The sequence below is a fragment of the Pseudomonas sp. AK106 genome (genome assembly GCF_053903055.1).
Window position 1 is genome coordinate 3,929,100 of the sequence record NZ_CP096426.1, and the last position, 16,415, is coordinate 3,945,514.

General features: G+C 62.0%; 11 protein-coding genes and 2 pseudogenes. 3 read left to right on the forward strand and 10 right to left on the reverse strand.

Features of this window, described 5'->3' with window-relative positions; genetic code table 11:
* Nucleotides 1-62 precede the first annotated feature (62 nt).
* The 10 genes from M1E04_RS17360 to M1E04_RS17405 form a co-directional block, all read right to left on the reverse strand.
* Nucleotides 63-467 (reverse strand): TraR/DksA family transcriptional regulator, encoded by a 405-nt coding sequence (locus M1E04_RS17360; RefSeq protein ID WP_065986217.1) that lies wholly within the window; start codon nucleotides 465-467, stop codon nucleotides 63-65.
* Between the two features lie 349 nt (nucleotides 468-816).
* Entirely contained in the window at nucleotides 817-1,839 is a 1,023-nt protein-coding gene (locus M1E04_RS17365) for an ABC transporter permease (RefSeq protein ID WP_065986264.1), read from the reverse strand.
* Between the two features lie 95 nt (nucleotides 1,840-1,934).
* On the reverse strand, nucleotides 1,935-3,497 hold the full coding sequence (locus M1E04_RS17370) for a sugar ABC transporter ATP-binding protein (RefSeq protein WP_369318724.1): 1,563 nt from the start codon (nucleotides 3,495-3,497) through the stop codon (nucleotides 1,935-1,937).
* Nucleotides 3,498-3,582: 85 nt separating this feature from the next.
* On the reverse strand, nucleotides 3,583-4,509 hold the full coding sequence (locus M1E04_RS17375; RefSeq protein ID WP_065986215.1) for a sugar ABC transporter substrate-binding protein: 927 nt from the start codon (nucleotides 4,507-4,509) through the stop codon (nucleotides 3,583-3,585).
* Nucleotides 4,510-5,045: 536 nt separating this feature from the next.
* Nucleotides 5,046-6,065 carry a Gfo/Idh/MocA family protein gene (locus tag M1E04_RS17380; protein WP_456291777.1) on the reverse strand — a complete coding sequence of 340 codons (1,020 nt, stop codon included), beginning with the start codon at nucleotides 6,063-6,065 and terminating at the stop codon, nucleotides 5,046-5,048.
* 162 nt (nucleotides 6,066-6,227) lie between these two features.
* Nucleotides 6,228-8,159 (reverse strand): 3D-(3,5/4)-trihydroxycyclohexane-1,2-dione acylhydrolase (decyclizing), encoded by a 1,932-nt coding sequence (iolD, locus tag M1E04_RS17385; RefSeq protein WP_456291778.1) that lies wholly within the window; start codon nucleotides 8,157-8,159, stop codon nucleotides 6,228-6,230.
* Nucleotides 8,160-8,382: 223 nt separating this feature from the next.
* Complete coding sequence (locus tag M1E04_RS17390) at nucleotides 8,383-9,882, reverse strand: CoA-acylating methylmalonate-semialdehyde dehydrogenase (protein ID WP_065986212.1); 1,500 nt, start codon at nucleotides 9,880-9,882, stop codon at nucleotides 8,383-8,385.
* A gap of 22 nt (nucleotides 9,883-9,904) precedes the next feature.
* Nucleotides 9,905-10,714, reverse strand: coding sequence for a 5-deoxy-glucuronate isomerase (iolB, locus tag M1E04_RS17395; RefSeq protein ID WP_065986211.1), 810 nt, complete (start codon nucleotides 10,712-10,714; stop codon nucleotides 9,905-9,907).
* A gap of 2 nt (nucleotides 10,715-10,716) precedes the next feature.
* Nucleotides 10,717-11,670 carry a myo-inosose-2 dehydratase gene (iolE, locus tag M1E04_RS17400; RefSeq protein ID WP_065986210.1) on the reverse strand — a complete coding sequence of 318 codons (954 nt, stop codon included), beginning with the start codon at nucleotides 11,668-11,670 and terminating at the stop codon, nucleotides 10,717-10,719.
* Between the two features lie 60 nt (nucleotides 11,671-11,730).
* Nucleotides 11,731-13,668 (reverse strand): bifunctional 5-dehydro-2-deoxygluconokinase/5-dehydro-2-deoxyphosphogluconate aldolase, encoded by a 1,938-nt coding sequence (locus M1E04_RS17405; RefSeq protein WP_296311102.1) that lies wholly within the window; start codon nucleotides 13,666-13,668, stop codon nucleotides 11,731-11,733.
* Between the two features lie 246 nt (nucleotides 13,669-13,914).
* Here M1E04_RS17405 and M1E04_RS17410 point away from each other — a divergent pair, with 246 nt between their 5' ends.
* The 3 genes and pseudogenes from M1E04_RS17410 to M1E04_RS17420 all read left to right on the forward strand — a co-directional run.
* Entirely contained in the window at nucleotides 13,915-14,841 is a 927-nt protein-coding gene (locus M1E04_RS17410) for a MurR/RpiR family transcriptional regulator (protein WP_065986208.1), read from the forward strand.
* Nucleotides 14,842-15,102: 261 nt separating this feature from the next.
* Nucleotides 15,103-15,738: pseudogene (locus tag M1E04_RS17415) on the forward strand (PAS domain-containing protein); the annotation flags it as partial.
* Nucleotides 15,739-15,891: 153 nt separating this feature from the next.
* Nucleotides 15,892-16,323, forward strand: a pseudogene (locus M1E04_RS17420) (methyl-accepting chemotaxis protein); the annotation flags it as partial.
* Nucleotides 16,324-16,415: the final 92 nt, after the last annotated feature.

The window sequence follows — 16,415 nt, forward strand, 5'->3', positions numbered from 1 at the left end:
CGGTTGAACGGTGCGCAAGGGAACGGCTCGACCACCCGTTGCGGGCGGTCGAACCCGATGGATCACGCCTGACGCTGGTGGCGGTCGATCTGCTCGTGACGTTCCTGAGCTTCGATGCAGTACTTGGTGGTCGGGCTGATCAGCAGGCGCTTGAGGCCAATCGGCTCGCCGCTGTCTTCACACCAGCCAAAGCTGTCGTCAGCGATGCGGCTCAAGGCCATTTCCAGCTGAGGCAGCATGCGCTGATCGCGGTCAATCACGTTCACCAGCCAGTGGCGCTCTTCTTCCACGGAAGCGGCGTCGGCAGGGTCAGCCGGGGTGTCCAGGCTTTCGATCGCGATACGGCTCTGCTCGATGCGCTCGTGGATTTCGACTTTCATGGCTTGCAACAGGCCGACGAAGAACGCGTGCTGCTCGGCGTTCATGTAGTCATCGGCCGGCATCGCCAGCAACTTTTCCTTGGTCATTGATTTCTCTATAAAAAAACGTGCATTAAGGCGATCTCAAAGGTGCGCCTCAACCTGGCATTAAACGCGCCGTAGTCTCGAAGCGCCGCTTGGCACTCAATTTACGAGGGGCGGCAGTCTAAGGCCGGGTTCGGTACTCGGCAACATAATTGATCAGGATTCGTCCAACAAGGGCCGCAATACCCGGTGGCATTGGGTCGCGCCGGGGATTTGATCGCACCCTTCACCCGGCCCAGGCGTCCTCGAAACGAGGCAGATGGTGTCTGACCGACCGTGGCGTGATCGGTTCAAACCGATGAAAAACGAAAAGGGCCTGCAATGAGGCCCTCTTTGATGACGCCTGAACGACTCAGCGCTTGAGCTTGCGCTTGTTGCGGTACTGATCGATGACCACGGCGACGACAATGATCAGGCCCTTGATGATGTCCTGCACGTAGGCATCGACGCCGACGAAGGTAAAGCCGCTGGCCATGACCCCGAGGATCAGCGCGCCGATCACCGTGCCGGTGATCCGCCCGACGCCACCGGCCAGGCTCGTGCCGCCGATCACCGCCGCCGCGATGGCGTCCAGCTCGTAGGAAACGCCCATGCCGGCCTGTCCGGTGGCCGCCCGTGCCGACGCCACCACCCCGGCCAGCCCGGCCAGCAGACCCGCGATGCTGTAGACGATCACCAGATGCCGCTTGACGTTGATCCCCGAGGTGCGCGCCGCCTGCATGTTGCCGCCGATGGCGTAGGTGTATTTGCCGTACTTGGTGTAGCGCAGGGCGATGTGAAAGATCACCGCGACGACCAGAAAGATGATCACCGGCATGGCGCCCTGGCCGATCGCGGTGTAGGAGTCATTCAGCATGCTCACGGGTTGGCCGCCGGTGTAATAGCGCGCCAGCCCCCGCGCCGAGACCATCATGCCCAGCGTGGCAATGAACGGCGGGATGCCGGTGATGGCGATGATGCTGCCGTTGATCGCCCCGGCGAGCAGCCCCACCCCAAGGCCGGCGATGACGGGCGCCCACACCGGCAGATCGGTCAGCGACGGAAACACGGCGCGGGTGTAGTCCGACGATTGCGCCAGGCTGGCGGCAATCATCGCCGACAGCGCCAGCACCGAACCTGACGACAAGTCGATGCCGGTGGTGATGATGACCTGGGTCACGCCGATGGCCAGCAGGCCGATGATCGACACCTGCAGAATCATCAGCACCAGCCGCTGGGAATTCATCAGAAAGCTCTGATCGCGGACGATCCACCCGAACAACTCGAAGATCAGACCAATGCCGATCAGCACCAGAAAGATGCTCAATTCGGTGGGCAGCCGGCGCTTGTGCTTGCGGGGCGCCAGTGCGGGTTTGTTTTCCAGCATCGCGTTCATCTTCATGTGTGCCTCTTGTTCTTGTGCGACCCGACTGGGGCAGTGTGACTGGGGCGTGGTGCAGTGCTTGAATCGGAGCGTCAATAGCCCGAGATTCAGTGGACCGGGTTTCCGGACGCCAGGTGCATGACCCGCTCCTGGGTGGCCTCGGCGCGGTCGAGGGTGCCCATCATTTCGCCTTCGTGCATGACCATGACCCGGTCGCTCATCCCCAGCACTTCCGGCAGTTCGGAAGAAATCATGATCACCGCCATGCCCTCGCTGGCGAGCAGGGAAATCAGCCGATAGATCTCGGCCTTGGCGCCGACGTCGATGCCGCGGGTGGGCTCATCGAGGATCAGCACCCGCGGGTTGGTCATCAGCCAGCGCGCCAGCAGCGCCTTCTGCTGATTGCCGCCGGACAGCGTGTCGATGCACTGCTCAAGGGACGGCGTCTTCACCCGCAGCTTTTTGCACATGTCTTCGCACAGCACGCGCAAGGCTTTCTGGTGGACAAAACCGTTGCCAGCGTAATGGGGCAGCACCGCCATCTCCATGTTTTCCAGCACCGACAGGCACGGAAACAGGCCGCTGAGCTTGCGATCCTCGGTGAGCAACGCAAAGCCTTTCTCGATGGCGAAGTGTGGGTCGCTGACACGGATCGGCGTGCCATCCAGGAGGATTTCCCCGCGTGTACTGGGGGTGATGCCGAAGATCGTTTCAGCGACATTGGTGCGCCCCGAGCCCATCAGCCCGGCGATGCCCAACACTTCGCCGGCGTGCAGGTCGAACGACACGCCTTCGAACACGCCGTTGAGCGACAGGTCGCGAACCGACAGCAGCAACTTGCCCACGGGCTGGTCGCGTTCGGGAAACAGCTGGGTGAGTTCACGGCCAACCATCATCGAAATCAGGCTGTCGCCGTTCATGCTGTCGGCCCGCTGCAGACCGATATAGGCGCCGTCCCGGAACACCGCCACCTCATCGGCGATGGCGAACACTTCGTTCATCTTGTGGGTGATGTAGATGATGCCCTTACCCTGGGCCCGCAGGTCGGCAATGATCGAAAACAGGTGGGCGACCTCCGTCTCGGTAATGGCGGAGGTCGGCTCGTCCATGATCAGTACGTCGGAGTCGTAGGAAACGGCCTTGGCGATCTCGACCATCTGACGCTCGGCGATGCTCAGGTTGCCGACCATCTCCTCTGGATCGAGGTTGATGCGCAGGCGTCCGAGCAATTGCGCCGTGCAGCGGTGCATCGCACGGTGGTCAACCATGTGCAGGCCGTTAAGCTGCTCGCGGCCGATCCAGATGTTCTCGGCGATGCTCATGTGGGGCATCAGGTTGAGCTCCTGATGGATCATGGCAATGCCCGATTGCAGCGCCGCCAGCGGGGACTGAAACACCACCGGCTCGCCACGCAGGCGGATTTCACCGGTGTCGGGCTGGTAGATGCCGGCGATGATTTTCATCAGCGTGGACTTGCCCGCGCCGTTCTCGCCCATCAGCGCCAGCACGCTGCCGGGCCGCACGCGCAGTTGCACGTTGTCCAGCGCCACCACCCCGGGGAAGCCCTTGCTGATGTTGGTGATTTCCAGCAGATAAGGGTGCTCGGCGTCGTTCGTCGTCCCGGAGACAGGCGAGAGGGTTGAAGCCGAAGCGGTTGTGGAAGCGAACATGGTCACAGGCTCCTCGGTTGACAGGGTCGGCAGAGGCACGGCCAGGCGGTGCTCTGCCGGGTGTCAGTCGGTCTGAGATGAGCGGTTATTTGAAGGTGTTGACGTTTTCCGGGGTGATCAGCTTGAAAGGAATCACGATGGCCTGTTCGGGCAGCGTTTCCTTCTTCGCCAATTTCACCGCCGCATCGATTGCGCCCTCGCCCTGCCCCTTGGCGTCCTGAAACACCGAGACCGAGAGGTCGCCTTTCTTGACCGCGCTCAGACCGTCCGGCGTGCCGTCGACACCGGCCACAAATACCTCACCTTTTTTGCCCGCCTGCTTCAGGGCCATGGCCGCACCGATGGCCATTTCGTCGTTGTTGGAGATGACCGCCTTGAAGTCGCGGCCCTGGGTCAGCCAGTCATTGGTGACGTCCATGCCTTTCTGCCGCTGCCAAGCGCCGGTCTGCTCCTGAGTGACCTTGATGTCGGGGTAGTTTTTCAGGACTTCCTTGACGCCCGCCGTGCGGTCGCGGGTCGAGTTATTGGCCAGCTCACCGAGCAAGATGACGACGTTGCCCTTGCCGTCCATTTTCTTGGCCAGGTATTCCATTTGCATGCGCCCTGCTTCCTTGTCGTCGGAGGTCACAGAGGCAACGCCTGCGGGCAGCTTCGGATCGTCCGGACGGCGGTTGACGTAGACCAGCGGAATGCCGGCATCCGTGGCAGCCTTGGTGATCTTCACGGTGGCTTCGGTGTCGACGGGGTTGACGATCAGTGCGTCAACCTTCTTGCCAATCAGCTCTTGCACCTGATCGAGCTGTTTGTTCACGTCATTGCGGCCATCGACAAACTGCAAATCGACGCCGCCCATGGCTTTGACTTTTTTGTCCATGTCCTCGCGCATGTAGGTCAGGTACGTGTCATCGAACTGCGACATGGACACGCCGATCTTCAGGTCGGCGGCCAAGGTGGCGCCGCTGCTCAGCATGAGGGCTAGAGCGAGTGAGGTGAAACGGAGCGGGGTATTCATGAACGGTCTTTCTCCAGATTCTTGTTGTTGTAATGACAGGGATGATGACGGCTGGAGGTACTGACACTCAGCGCGGAGCAGTGCGCGCCGTGTCTGAAAGGTGCGCGACCGAACCACCCGATGCGCCGCATACCACAACGCCGCGGCGTTGGACGCAGAGCACATGGGCGATGGTTTCGAGGGCGGATTCGACAGCGGGGGCGGCGTTGATCAATCTGTGGGAAACAGCGCGGGGAATAGCAGGAAGCGCGAGTAAGAAGGGACGGCAAGCCTTGGCGGCTGATCTGAAGATATTCATTGGCGGTACCTGTCTGCGATTGGCTTTCTTGTTTTTGTGTCGCTCGTTCGGCCTGCTGCCGGGAAACCCGGCACCAGGCGCTGACGGCGATCGTCGGCAACCTGGAAATGACTCTATTGGAAAATAATTTCTACTTCAACAGCTTTTAGAATTAATTTCTATTTTCGGTTTGATGCGCCTCGTTCGGACAATCCGGTGGGTGCAGCGCACTCCCTCGCGGGACATCCGGGTGCACGTCCTACAGCACAACCACCCTGCCCTCCATCGCGCTGATCCTCGCGGCATCCAGCACGCGGGCCGAGGCCACCGCATCGTTTGCATCCACAGGATTACGCCCCTGATTCGTCACCGCTTCCTGCCACTGCCGGTAAAACTCGGTCCAGCAGCCACGCTCCGACGGGACCCGCTCGCGGTGCTCGCCCTGCTCGAACCAACCCCAGCGTCGGTGTTCTTCCACGCCCCAGCGATCGCCTTCGGATCGGGGGGACAACCCGGCCAGTGCGGCAGCTTCCTGACCGTCGAGCCCCTCCACGGTATAGCAGCCCTGTGAACCGTTGACTCGAAAACGCGGGCCCTGGGCGTTTTGCAGGCAGTTGCCCCAGAGGTGCGAAACCACGCCGTTGGCATGGGTCAGTGAAATAAAGAAGCCGTGATCGACCTTTTGCTCCGGCGTCGCGAACTCAAGCTCGGCGTACACCCGCTTCACCGGCCCGAACAGCAGCAGTGCCTGATCCACCAGATGGCTGCCGAGATCGCGGAGAATGCCGCCGCCGCTTTCCTTGCCAACCGAGGACGGCGAATAGCGCTCGACCCGGGACTCGAAGCGGCTGATGTCGCCGAGAACGCCCTGATCGATCAGCTTGCGCACGGTGAGGAAATCCGAGTCCCAGCGACGGTTCTGGTACACGCCCAGCAGGACGCCTCGGCGTTCGGCGGCGTCTACCAGCGCCTGCGCCGCCTGGGCATCCGGCGCGAACGGTTTGTCGCTGACGACCGGGACGCCGAGTTCGATGGCTTCGAGAATCAAGGCACGGCGGGAGGCCAGCGGCGTCGAGATCACCACCGCATCGACACCGGCCGCGACCAGATCGGCCAGGCTGTCGAAAGCCGGGACTTTGGGGTAATCGTTGCGCAGGTCCTGGCGGCGTTCCGGCGAACGGGTGACCACGCCGGCAAACGTCATGCCGGGCTGGCTGGCAATCAGCGGCGCGTGAAAGTAACGCCCGCCCTTGCCGTAGCCGATGAGTCCGATTTTCATGTGTAATCTCCTTGCCCTGTAGGAGCGTGGCTTGTCCCGCGATCGGCGACGCAGTCGTCGTCAATCCAGCCAATGCGGTGTATCAGACACACCGCATTACCTGAATGTGCTGCCGGTTCCCGGCAGATCGCGGGACAAGCCACGCTCCTACAGGGACTGTGTTCAATACTGGCGGGCCTTGGCCAACGCCGCTTTTTGCCGCTCGTACGCCTCGGCCGTTGTTCCCGTGGTCGACACCTGCGCCACGCCCACGCGCCACCACGACAGGTAGCCGTGGATCATGGTTTTCGGCAGCACCTTGATGTCGATCAGCGTCGAAACGGTCTGCAGGCGCGCATCGGCCAGTGCCGCTTCCAGCTCTTGGGCGTTGCTGACCTTGTAGGTCTTGCAGCCATAAGCCGCAGCATTCATGGCGAAATCCACCGGCACTAAGTCGCCATCCAGCTGACCGGTCTCGGGATTGCGGTAGCGGAACTCGGTGCCGAAACTGCCCATGCCGTTGCCCATCTGCAAATTGTTGATGCAACCAAAGGCCATGTTGTCGAGCAGTATCACGTTGATCTTGCGCCGTTCCTGAATCGAGGTGGCGAGTTCCGAGTGCAGCATCATGTAGGAACCGTCGCCCACCAGCGCGTACACCTCACGCTCCGGCGCCGCCATCTTCACGCCCAACGCGGCGTTGACCTCATAGCCCATGCAGGAATAGCCGTACTCGACGTGGTAACTGTCGACACTGGTGCTGCGCCACGCCCGCTGCAAATCGCCGGGCAGACTGCCGGCCGCCGCGACGATGACCGCGTCTGAGGGCAATTGCTGATTGAGCACGCCCAATACCCGGCTCTGGGTCAGGCACGAACCGGTCATCTCGATGAAATCGCGCAGCACTTGGGGGTCGAGATGGCCGCTGACTTCCGGCTCGAAAGCCTCGGTCTGGTATTCCACGGCGTACAGCCGATCCACTTCCGCATCCAGAGCAGCCCTTCCCTCGCGCGGCTGAGTGCCCCACTGCGCGCGGTAGTCCCCCAACTGATCCGACAGGGAGAGAAGCGCGAGGCGCGCATCGGCCAGTACCTGCACGCCATCGAGTTTCTGCACATCGAAAGCGCCAACGTTGAGGTTGAGGAATTGCACGTCAGGGTTCTGGAACAGGGATTTGGAGCCGGTGGTGAAATCGCTGTAACGGGTGCCGACGCCGATGATCAGGTCCGCCTCCCGGGCCAGGGTATTCGCCGCCAGGGTGCCGGTCTCGCCGATGCCGCCCATGTTCAGTGGATGGGCGGAGACGATGGCGCTCTTGCCTGCCTGGGTCTCGCTGAACGGGATGCCGAAGCGCTCGGCGAACGCCTGCAACTCGGCGGCCGCACCGGAATAACGCACGCCGCCACCACAGATCAGCAGCGGCTTGCGTTTGCCTTTGAGCAGCGTCACGGCATCGTTGAGCATCGCTTCCGTGGGCGGACGGCGGTCGATGCGGTGCACGCGCTTTTGCAGGAATGAATCGGGGTAGTCGTAGGCTTCGGCCTGAACATCTTGGGGCAGTGCCAGGGTGACGGCGCCGGTTTCGGCAGGGTCCGTGAGCACGCGCATGGCGTTGAGGGCCGCGCTCATCAGCTGCTCGGGGCGGTTGATGCGGTCCCAGTATTTGCTCACGGCCTTGAAGGCGTCGTTGGTGCTGATGCTGAGGTCGTGGAACTGTTCGATCTGTTGCAGCACCGGATCGGGCTGGCGACTGGCGTAGACATCGCCGGGCAGCAACAACAGCGGAATGCGATTGGCCGACGCGGTGGCCGCGGCAGTGATCATGTTGGCGGCGCCGGGGCCGACCGACGAGCTACAGGCGTAGACCTTGCGCCGCAGGTGCTGCTTGGCAAAACCCATGGCGGCGTGGCACATGCCTTGTTCGTTGCGGCCTTGGTGGACGATGAGCTCGCCGCTGTCCTGCTCCAGCGCCTGGCCCAGGCCGAGCACGTTGCCGTGACCGAAAATGGTGAACACCCCGGCGACGAACTTGCTCTGCACGCCGTCGACTTCGACGTACTGGTTATCGAGAAACTTCACCAGGGCCTGGGCCATGGTCAATCGAGTCGTGGTCATGCTTGCACCTTGTTGTTATTGGCGGTGATGAAAGCCCTGGGAATGGTTAGCGGACTTGGCTGACTGGGCTGAATATTCAGACTCAGCGATGATCCCTGTGGGAGTGAGCTTGCTCACGAAGGGGCCGGTCCGTCTGGCACATCCCCAGTAGCCATACAGCCGCCTTCGCGAGCAAGCTCGCTCCCACATTGACCGCGTTCAGCAAACGATTAACGTTGTTCCCCTACTTCGCCGTCGGCATGCTGAATTCCGCGCCCTTGGCGATGCTGTCCGGCCAGCGCTGCATGACGCTCTTGTAGCGGCTGTAGAACCGCAGGCCTTCTTCGCCGTAGGCATGGTGATCGCCGAACAGCGAGCGTTTCCAGCCGCCGAACGAATGCCAGGCCATCGGCACCGGGATCGGAACGTTGATGCCCACCATGCCGACCTTGATGTTGCGCGCAAAGGCCCGGGCAATGCCGCCGTCGCTGGTGAAGCACGACACGCCGTTGCCGAATTCGTGGGCGTTGATCAGCTCCACCGCCGAGGCAAAATCGGGCACGTGGACGATGCCCAGCACCGGTCCGAATATTTCCTCCTTATAGATAGTCATCTCCGGCGTCACCTCATCGAACAGCGTGGCGCCGACGAAGAAGCCCTGTTCCGCCCCCGGCACGGTGAAGTTGCGCCCGTCGACAATCAGCTTCGCGCCCTCTTGCACGCCCTGGGCGATGTAGCCCTCGACCTTGGCCTTGTGCACGGCCGTGACCAGCGGGCCCATGTCCGAGTCGGCGTTCATGCCGTTGCCGACCTTGAGGGCATCGATGCGCGGCAGCAGCTTGTCGATGAGTTTCTGCCCCACGTCGCCCACCACCACGGCGATGGAAATCGCCATGCAGCGCTCGCCCGCCGAACCGTAAGCCGCGCCGATCAATGCGTCGGCCGCCTGATCCAGGTCGGCATCGGGCATGACGATCATGTGGTTTTTCGCACCGCCGAGGGCCTGCACGCGCTTGCCGTGGGCCGTGCCCTGCTGATGAATGTATTCGGCGATGGGCGTGGAGCCGACAAAGGAAATCGCCTCGATGCCCTTGTGCTGCAACAGCGCGTCCACGGCCACTTTGTCGCCCTGCACCACGTTGAACACGCCATCCGGCAGGCCCGCCTGTTTCAACAGTTGCGCCATCAGCAGACTCGCCGACGGGTCGCGTTCGGACGGCTTGAGGATGAAGCAGTTGCCGGTGACCAGCGCCATGGGGATCATCCACAGCGGCACCATCACCGGGAAATTGAACGGCGTGACGCCGGCGCAAACCCCCAGCGGCTGACGCAGGTTCCAGTTGTCGATGCCGCCACCGATGTTGTCGCTGTAGTCGCTCTTCAACAGGCTCGGCGCGCCGCAGGCGAACTCGACGATTTCAATGCCGCGCACCACCTCGCCCTTGGCATCGGAAAACACCTTGCCGTGCTCGCGGCAGATGATGGCCGCCAGCTCGTCATGGTGCTGGTCGAGCAATTCCTTGAACTTGAACATGACCCGCGCACGGCGCAGGGACGACTGGTCCGCCCAGGCGGGAAACGCCGCCTGGGCAGCGGCGACGGCTTCATCGACGGTCTTCAGTTCCGCCAGCGCGACCCGGGCCTGCACGGCGCCGGTGGCCGGATTGAACACATCGCTGAAACGCTCGGCGCTGTCGTGAATCTGGCCGTTGATGTAGTGGCCGATGATCGGGGCAGTGCTCATTGAGGGGCTCCTTCCAATAGATTTACAAATCGAGCAGCCAGCTATGCTGCGGATCGTTATGAAATTGCCAGGCGCGTTTGGGGCCGGCCATCACGTTCAGGTAATAGGATTCGTAGCCGTACGGCACGGTGACCGGGTGATACCCCTTGGGCACCGTGACCAGGTCGTTGTTCTCCACGGCCATGGCCTGATCGATGCTGCGATCGTCGGTGTACACGCGCTGGAACACATAGCCCTGGGGCGGGTTGACCTGATGGTAATAGGTTTCTTCGAGAAAGCTCTGGTGCGGTAAATCATCTGTGTCGTGCTTGTGCGGCGGGTAGCTGGACGAGTGGCCCGAGGGCGTGCGCACCTCCACCACCAGCAACGAATGCGCGGGCTCGGAATCAGGGAGAATGTCGCAGACGTAACGGGTGTTGGCCGCCCGGCCGCGCACGCTGCGTTTCATCGTGTCGGGTGTGATGACTCGCGCCGGCAGGTCTTTGGACGCATCGCCGGGCGCCGCGCACACGGCAATCTGCACCGCGCTCAACGCCGTGACTTCGGCCTGGCTGCCCGGCGGCAGATACACCGCAAAGGGAGATTTGTCCTCGAACACGGACTGCCGATCACCTAGGTTTTCCCAGTTGAAACCGCCCTGCCCCGGCGCCTCGCCGCTGACGCTGATGCGACCGCTGAGCAGCACCAGGCAGATTTCCTTGTCGCCCGCACTCACCGGCAGACGTTCGCCGACGCTCAATCGATGGGCGGAGAAGCCGACGTACGTCAGCACGCCGTCGGCCAGCGCGACCACATCGCGCCCTTCGGCCTTGCTCTTGACCAAGAGATTCATGTTCACAGACTCCTGTGTTCAGGCGGTTGTTGGGGCGTGCGGTGTTGTCGAGCGGAGTGATTGACCTGCGCGGCGGCCAGCAACGCGCGCAGGGTCTCGTAGCCTTTCTTTGCATAGGCATAGCTCGGCGCGACGGCCGGGTCCTGTTCCGCTTCGACCACCAGCCAGCCTTGGTAACCGGCCTGCATCAACACATCCAGCAGCGCGGCGAAATCGATGTCGCCATCGCCGGGCACGGTGAAGGTGCCGTTGACGATGCAGTCCGGAAAGCTCCACAAATGGTTACGCGCCAGTTGCACCACCGGTTTGCGCACGTCCTTGAAATGCACATGGCAGACGCGGTCGATGTGTTTGCTCAGCACTTGAAGCGGTTCGCCGCCGCCCATGTAGCAGTGACCGGAATCGAACAGCAGGCCGACTTCATCGCCCGTCAGCGCCATCAGCGTGTCGATGTCCTTCGGCGATTCCACGTACGCGCCCATGTGGTGGTGGTAGGCCAGGCGCACGCCCTGGGACAGGGTAAACCGGGCCAGCTCGGTGAGCTTGTCGGCGTAGGCCTGCCAGGCGCTGGCGCTGTGGAAACGCGGTCGCTCGACCAATCGAATGCGCTGACCCTGAATCGAATCGGCCACTTCGCCGTAAACCAGCACCGTGGCGCCATTGTGCTTGAGCAGCTCGACGTGGCTGGCGATGGCGTCGATTTCCTCGGCCGCCGAGCGGCTGGCGAGCCGACCGGAATACCAGCCCGACACCAGCGCCAGGTCATAGGGGCGCAACACATCGGCCACGCCTTGGGCATCCTTGGGGAATTTGCCGTTGAGCTCGAAGCCTTCGTAGCCGATTTCCTTGCCCTCACTCAGCGCGGTGCTCAGGGGCGTTTCGCCGCCGAGGGCCGGGAGGTCGTCGTTGCTCCAGGAAATCGGGTTGATGCCAATTCGGATTGCAGAAGCGGGCATGGCTGCACCTTTATTGTTGTTATCTCGTTCAACTGAAAACACAGGCCTGGCGTGCTGACGTCAGGCCCGGGCGTCGCGCCAGGATTCGATGAGGAAACCGAAATTGCTCTGCACCCGCGTGATCAGGCCCGCGTCGTCGATTTCGCCTTCCAGCCAGGCTCGGCTGGGCTCATGAAAAATCGTCCGGCCGACGGCAAAACCGCGGCAGGTGGTGCTTTTCGCCGCCTGACGAAAGCCGACCGCCAGGGTTTCGGCGGGCGCGTTCAGCCCCAGCAACACCACGCCCCGGCAGTACGGATCGCGCTCGTGGATCAGCGCGTCGAGCTGCTCCCAGACCTCGGCGGGCTGCGACTCGATTTTCCACCAGGCCGGGTAAATGCCCAGGTTGTAGAGGCGCTTGAGGGAACGGTAGATAACGTCTGGATGGGTCGAAGGATGATCCTTGGGCGGAATAACCTCCAGCAGCAGTTCGTGACCACTGGCCAGTGCCGCCTGATACAGCCCCAGCAGTTGTGCTTCCTGTTCCAGGCGCAGCATCGGCTCGTCGTCCGGGTGGTATTGCACCAGGCACTTGATGATCTGTTCCTGAGGCCAGCTTTGCAGCGTGCTGCCCACCGAACGCCCGTGCTCGAACGCCAACGGGCGTGAACCCTGGACTTCCACCGGGCGAGCCACCCACCAGCCGCGCCCGCTGGCGGCATTCAGTGAATCCTGACCGAAGCGCTGATCCGCCAGCACGCCGACATCGGCAGCGATGCCGCGCGTGTGCAACTCGGCTTCGACCCGCGCGACCGCTTGCACGAACAACTGCTTGAGCTGGCCGATACAGGCCGGATCGCGCCCGGCCTTTTGCGCCAGCTCCACCAGTTGCCCGCGGTGATCGAAGGCGAAGATGAACAACGGCTGCCATTCGCGACGGGGCACGCTGACCCGGTGCAGGCGCTGCAGCACCGCGTCCTGATCGGGTCGGGTAATCGGCACCGGGCTGTTGAACAGGTATTCCAGTTCGACCAGCGTCGGCATGGCCGGCGCGCACGCATGCCGCGACACCACCAGACCGCCGCAGGCATTCGCCAACTGGCAGCAGCGCTCATCGCTCTCGTCGTTGAGCCAACCCTTGAGAAAGCCGGACATAAACGCATCGCCTGCGCCCAGCACATTCAGCACTTCCACGCGCACGCCGGGGTAGATCGCGCCGTCTTCCAGCCTTGCCGGAATCGCGCCGTGAATCACCGTGCAGCCTTGTGGCCCAAGCTTCACCACCAGGGTCGCGGCACTGAGTTCGCGGACCCGACGCAGGGCGCTGAGCAAATCGGTCGTGCCACCGGCGATGAGGAATTCTTCTTCGGTGCCGACGATCAGGTCGAAGCGCGGCAGGATGCGCTGCACGTGCTGGCTGACGGTGTCGTTGGCGACAAAGCGCGTCTCGCCGTCAGCCTTGCCGGCCAGGCCCCAGAGCACCGGGCGGTAATCGATATCGAGGACGCGTCGGACGTGGTGTTTTTCGGCGTAGTCCAGCGCCTGACTGCTGGCGCGGAACACCTGATCGGTGGAGAAATGTGTGCCGGTGATCAACAGCGCCTTGCTGGAGGCGATCTGCGCTTCGTCGATGTCTTCCGGTTGCAGCGCCATGTCGGCGCAGTTCTCGCGGTAGAACACCAGCGGAAAGGTTTCGCGGTCCTTGATGCCGAGCAGGACCATGGCGGTCAGGCGTTCGGCGTCGACCTTGACGCCGCTGACGTCGCAGCCTTCCCGCGCCAGGGACTCCACCAGAAAACGGCCCATGTGGTCGTCGCCAACGCGGGTCAGCATGGCGGATTTCACACCCAACCGTGCGGTGCCAAACGCGATGTTGGCGGAGGAGCCGCCGAGGTATTTGGCGAAACTGCTGACGTCCTCCAGGCGCGCGCCGATCTGCTGCGCGTAGAGATCGACACCCAGGCGCCCGAGACAAATCACGTCCAGCTGACGCCCAGTGGCAAAACGAGTCTGGCCCATGCCGGCCCCTCTTCTTTTATTGTTATGGATATGAGTGCTGATGCCCTTGCCTGCGAAACCGATGCTTGCAAGCGAGTTCGTGGATGCAGACTAGAACGGCGCCGGGCCTTGATCAATGAATTTTTCTAAATTATTTTCAGGTGGAATATTTATTCCACTTTGCATTGCGGGTCACAGCCTGCAAAACTGGCCGCCTGTCTTCCCGGACAATCCGCCACGCCACCACCCGCCAAAGGATTTGCACGTATGTCCAGCCTCGATCAGCCAGGCGCGCCCGATACCGGAGCCGACGGCGAAACGCCCGTCACCGCCGCGCCGGAGACCGCCGATGCCCTGCTCAAGCTGATCACGGCCGAATACGAGAGCCTGCCGCGCCAGCTCAAACGCATCGCCAGCTACATGAGCCAGCAGAGCGACCGGATCATGGTCGACCGCATCAGCGACATCGCCCGGGAATGCGAGGTGCATCCTTCGGCCATTGTGCGGTTCTCCCAGCGCTTCGGCTTCAGCGGGTTCAGCGAAATGCAGGCGCTGTTTCGCGAGGCCTACACCCACAAAACCACCCCGGTGCAGAACTACCAGCAACGTATTCGCAGCATGATCGCCAACAAATCGCAGAAGGCCAGCGCCGGCGACCTGGCCCGCGAATGCGTGAACGCTACGTTGTCGGGGCTGGAACGGCTGGCGCTGGAACTGGACGACGAAGCGTTCGAGAAAGCCGTGGACCTGGTGGTCAACGCCGACAACATCTACGTGGTCGGGGTACGACGCTCCTTCGCCGTCGCCGACTATCTGGTCTACAACCTGCAGCACACCAATAAGCGCATCCACCTGATTTCCGGCCTCGGCGGCAGTTACCGCGAGCAGATGCGCAGCGTGCGCGCCAATGACCTGGTAATCGCCATCAGCTTCACGCCCTACGGCAAAGAAACCCAGCACTGTCTGCGCATCGCCCAGCATCATCAGGCCAAGACCTTGATCATTACTGACAGCAATCTGTCGCCCCTGGCCAAGCGCGCCAACGCCGTGCTGCTGGTCAACGAAGGCAGCTCGTTCGCGTTTCGTTCGCTCAGCGCTACGTTGTGTTTGTGTCAGGCACTGTTCATTGCCGTGGCCTATCGACTGGAGCTGAAGGTGGACGAGATCTCCGAGCAGGCCGGTTTCGACGATTAACTGGCAGCCTTGTACAAACCCGACGAGCTGTATAACTTCGGTATAGCTTTTTAACATCACCTGCGTAATTATCCGCTGCACTGCACAGGGAACACGCATCTGAGCTGACTCTCGCTCGCACGGTCATGGACCTGGACCCTCGCCTCTCCACCTGCGTGAGCCGCCATCATGTTTTTCGACTCGTCCAAGAATAAAATCATCCAGGACCTGCAGCTGACCGTCGCCCATCAGGCCAGTCTGCTGGAAGCGATCAATCGCTCGATGGCCAGCATCGAGTTCGATCTGAACGGTGTGGTGCTCAAGGCGAACGACAACTTCTTCAACACCATGCGCTACCGGCCCGAGCAGGTCATCGGTAAAGAGCACCGCATGTTCTGCACCCCGGAACACGCGCGCAGCCCTGAGTACGCTCAGTTGTGGTCACGTTTGCGCAGCGGCGAGTTTGTGACCGCGACGTTCCAGCGTGTCTCCGGCGACGGCAGCACGGTGTGGCTGGAGGCCAGTTACAACCCGGTCAGGGATTCGGACGGCAAGGTCATCCGGGTGGTCAAGTACGCCATGGACGTGACCGCCAAGCTTCAGGCCGAGAGCGAAACCCACAACAAGTTGCAGGCCATCGACCGCGCCATGGCGGTGATTGAGTTCGACCTGGACGGCACGATCATCGCGGCCAACGATAACCTCCTGCGTTTGTTGGGCTACAGCCGGCAGGAGTTGTTGGGCAAAAGCCACAAGATGCTCTGCCCGCCTGAGTTCAGCAACAGCGCCGATTATCAGGACTTCTGGCGTCGGTTGAACAAGGGTGAGTTTTTCAGCGATCAGTTCAAGCGCGTCGGCAAGCAGGGCCGAACGCTCTGGCTGGAGGCGTCCTATAACCCGGTGTATGACGCCAGCGGCAAGCTGTGGAAGGTGGTGAAGTTTGCGTCGGATGTGACCGCGCGTATTCAGAAGCACGAGGAGGATTCCCAGAGTGCTGCGCAGGCCTATCACATTTCGGTGCAGACGCAGAAATACGCTGAGCAAGGCACGCAGGTGATTCAGCAGGCGGCCAGTGAGATGCGTCAGATTTCGCAGAATATCGATGATTCGTCGCGGATCATCGGTCAGTTGGGTGAGCGCTCGGAGCAGATTACGGCGATCGTGAATACGATTCGCAGTATTGCGGATCAGACGAATCTGTTGGCGTTGAATGCGGCGATCGAGGCGGCCCGGGCCGGCGATCAGGGCCGTGGGTTTGCGGTGGTGGCCGATGAGGTTCGGCAACTGGCGGGTCGTACGAGTCGGTCGACGCAGGAGATTTCGGAGATGATTCAGGTGATTCAGACTGAGACGCGTCAGGCGATTGTGAGTATGGACAATACGCGGAGTACGGCGGTGAAGGGGGTGGATCTGGCGGATCAGGCGGGGGCGGCGATTGTGCAGATCAGTTCGGGGACGAATGATGCGGTGGATGCCGTCAAAATGTTCGCTGGGCGGGATTGATCTTTGAGATCAAGATCAAGATCAAGATCAAGATCAAGATCAAGATCAAGATCAAGATCAAGATCAAGATCTAGGGGGTCTGCCTGGGGGCA

Bases quoted from the DNA above. Each gene is read 5' to 3' on its own strand.
- iolD (WP_456291778.1), bottom strand. From the start codon at position 8,159: ATGACCACGACTCGATTGACCATGGCCCAGGCCCTGGTGAAGTTTCTC.
- M1E04_RS17360 (WP_065986217.1), bottom strand. From the start codon at position 467: ATGACCAAGGAAAAGTTGCTGGCGATGCCGGCCGATGACTACATGAAC.
- M1E04_RS17370 (WP_369318724.1), bottom strand. From the start codon at position 3,497: ATGTTCGCTTCCACAACCGCTTCGGCTTCAACCCTCTCGCCTGTCTCC.
- iolE (WP_065986210.1), bottom strand. From the start codon at position 11,670: ATGCCCGCTTCTGCAATCCGAATTGGCATCAACCCGATTTCCTGGAGC.
- M1E04_RS17405 (WP_296311102.1), bottom strand. From the start codon at position 13,668: ATGGGCCAGACTCGTTTTGCCACTGGGCGTCAGCTGGACGTGATTTGT.
- iolB (WP_065986211.1), bottom strand. From the start codon at position 10,714: ATGAATCTCTTGGTCAAGAGCAAGGCCGAAGGGCGCGATGTGGTCGCG.
- M1E04_RS17390 (WP_065986212.1), bottom strand. From the start codon at position 9,882: ATGAGCACTGCCCCGATCATCGGCCACTACATCAACGGCCAGATTCAC.
- M1E04_RS17410 (WP_065986208.1), top strand. From the start codon at position 13,915: ATGTCCAGCCTCGATCAGCCAGGCGCGCCCGATACCGGAGCCGACGGC.
- M1E04_RS17375 (WP_065986215.1), bottom strand. From the start codon at position 4,509: ATGAATACCCCGCTCCGTTTCACCTCACTCGCTCTAGCCCTCATGCTG.
- M1E04_RS17380 (WP_456291777.1), bottom strand. From the start codon at position 6,065: ATGAAAATCGGACTCATCGGCTACGGCAAGGGCGGGCGTTACTTTCAC.
- M1E04_RS17365 (WP_065986264.1), bottom strand. From the start codon at position 1,839: ATGAACGCGATGCTGGAAAACAAACCCGCACTGGCGCCCCGCAAGCAC.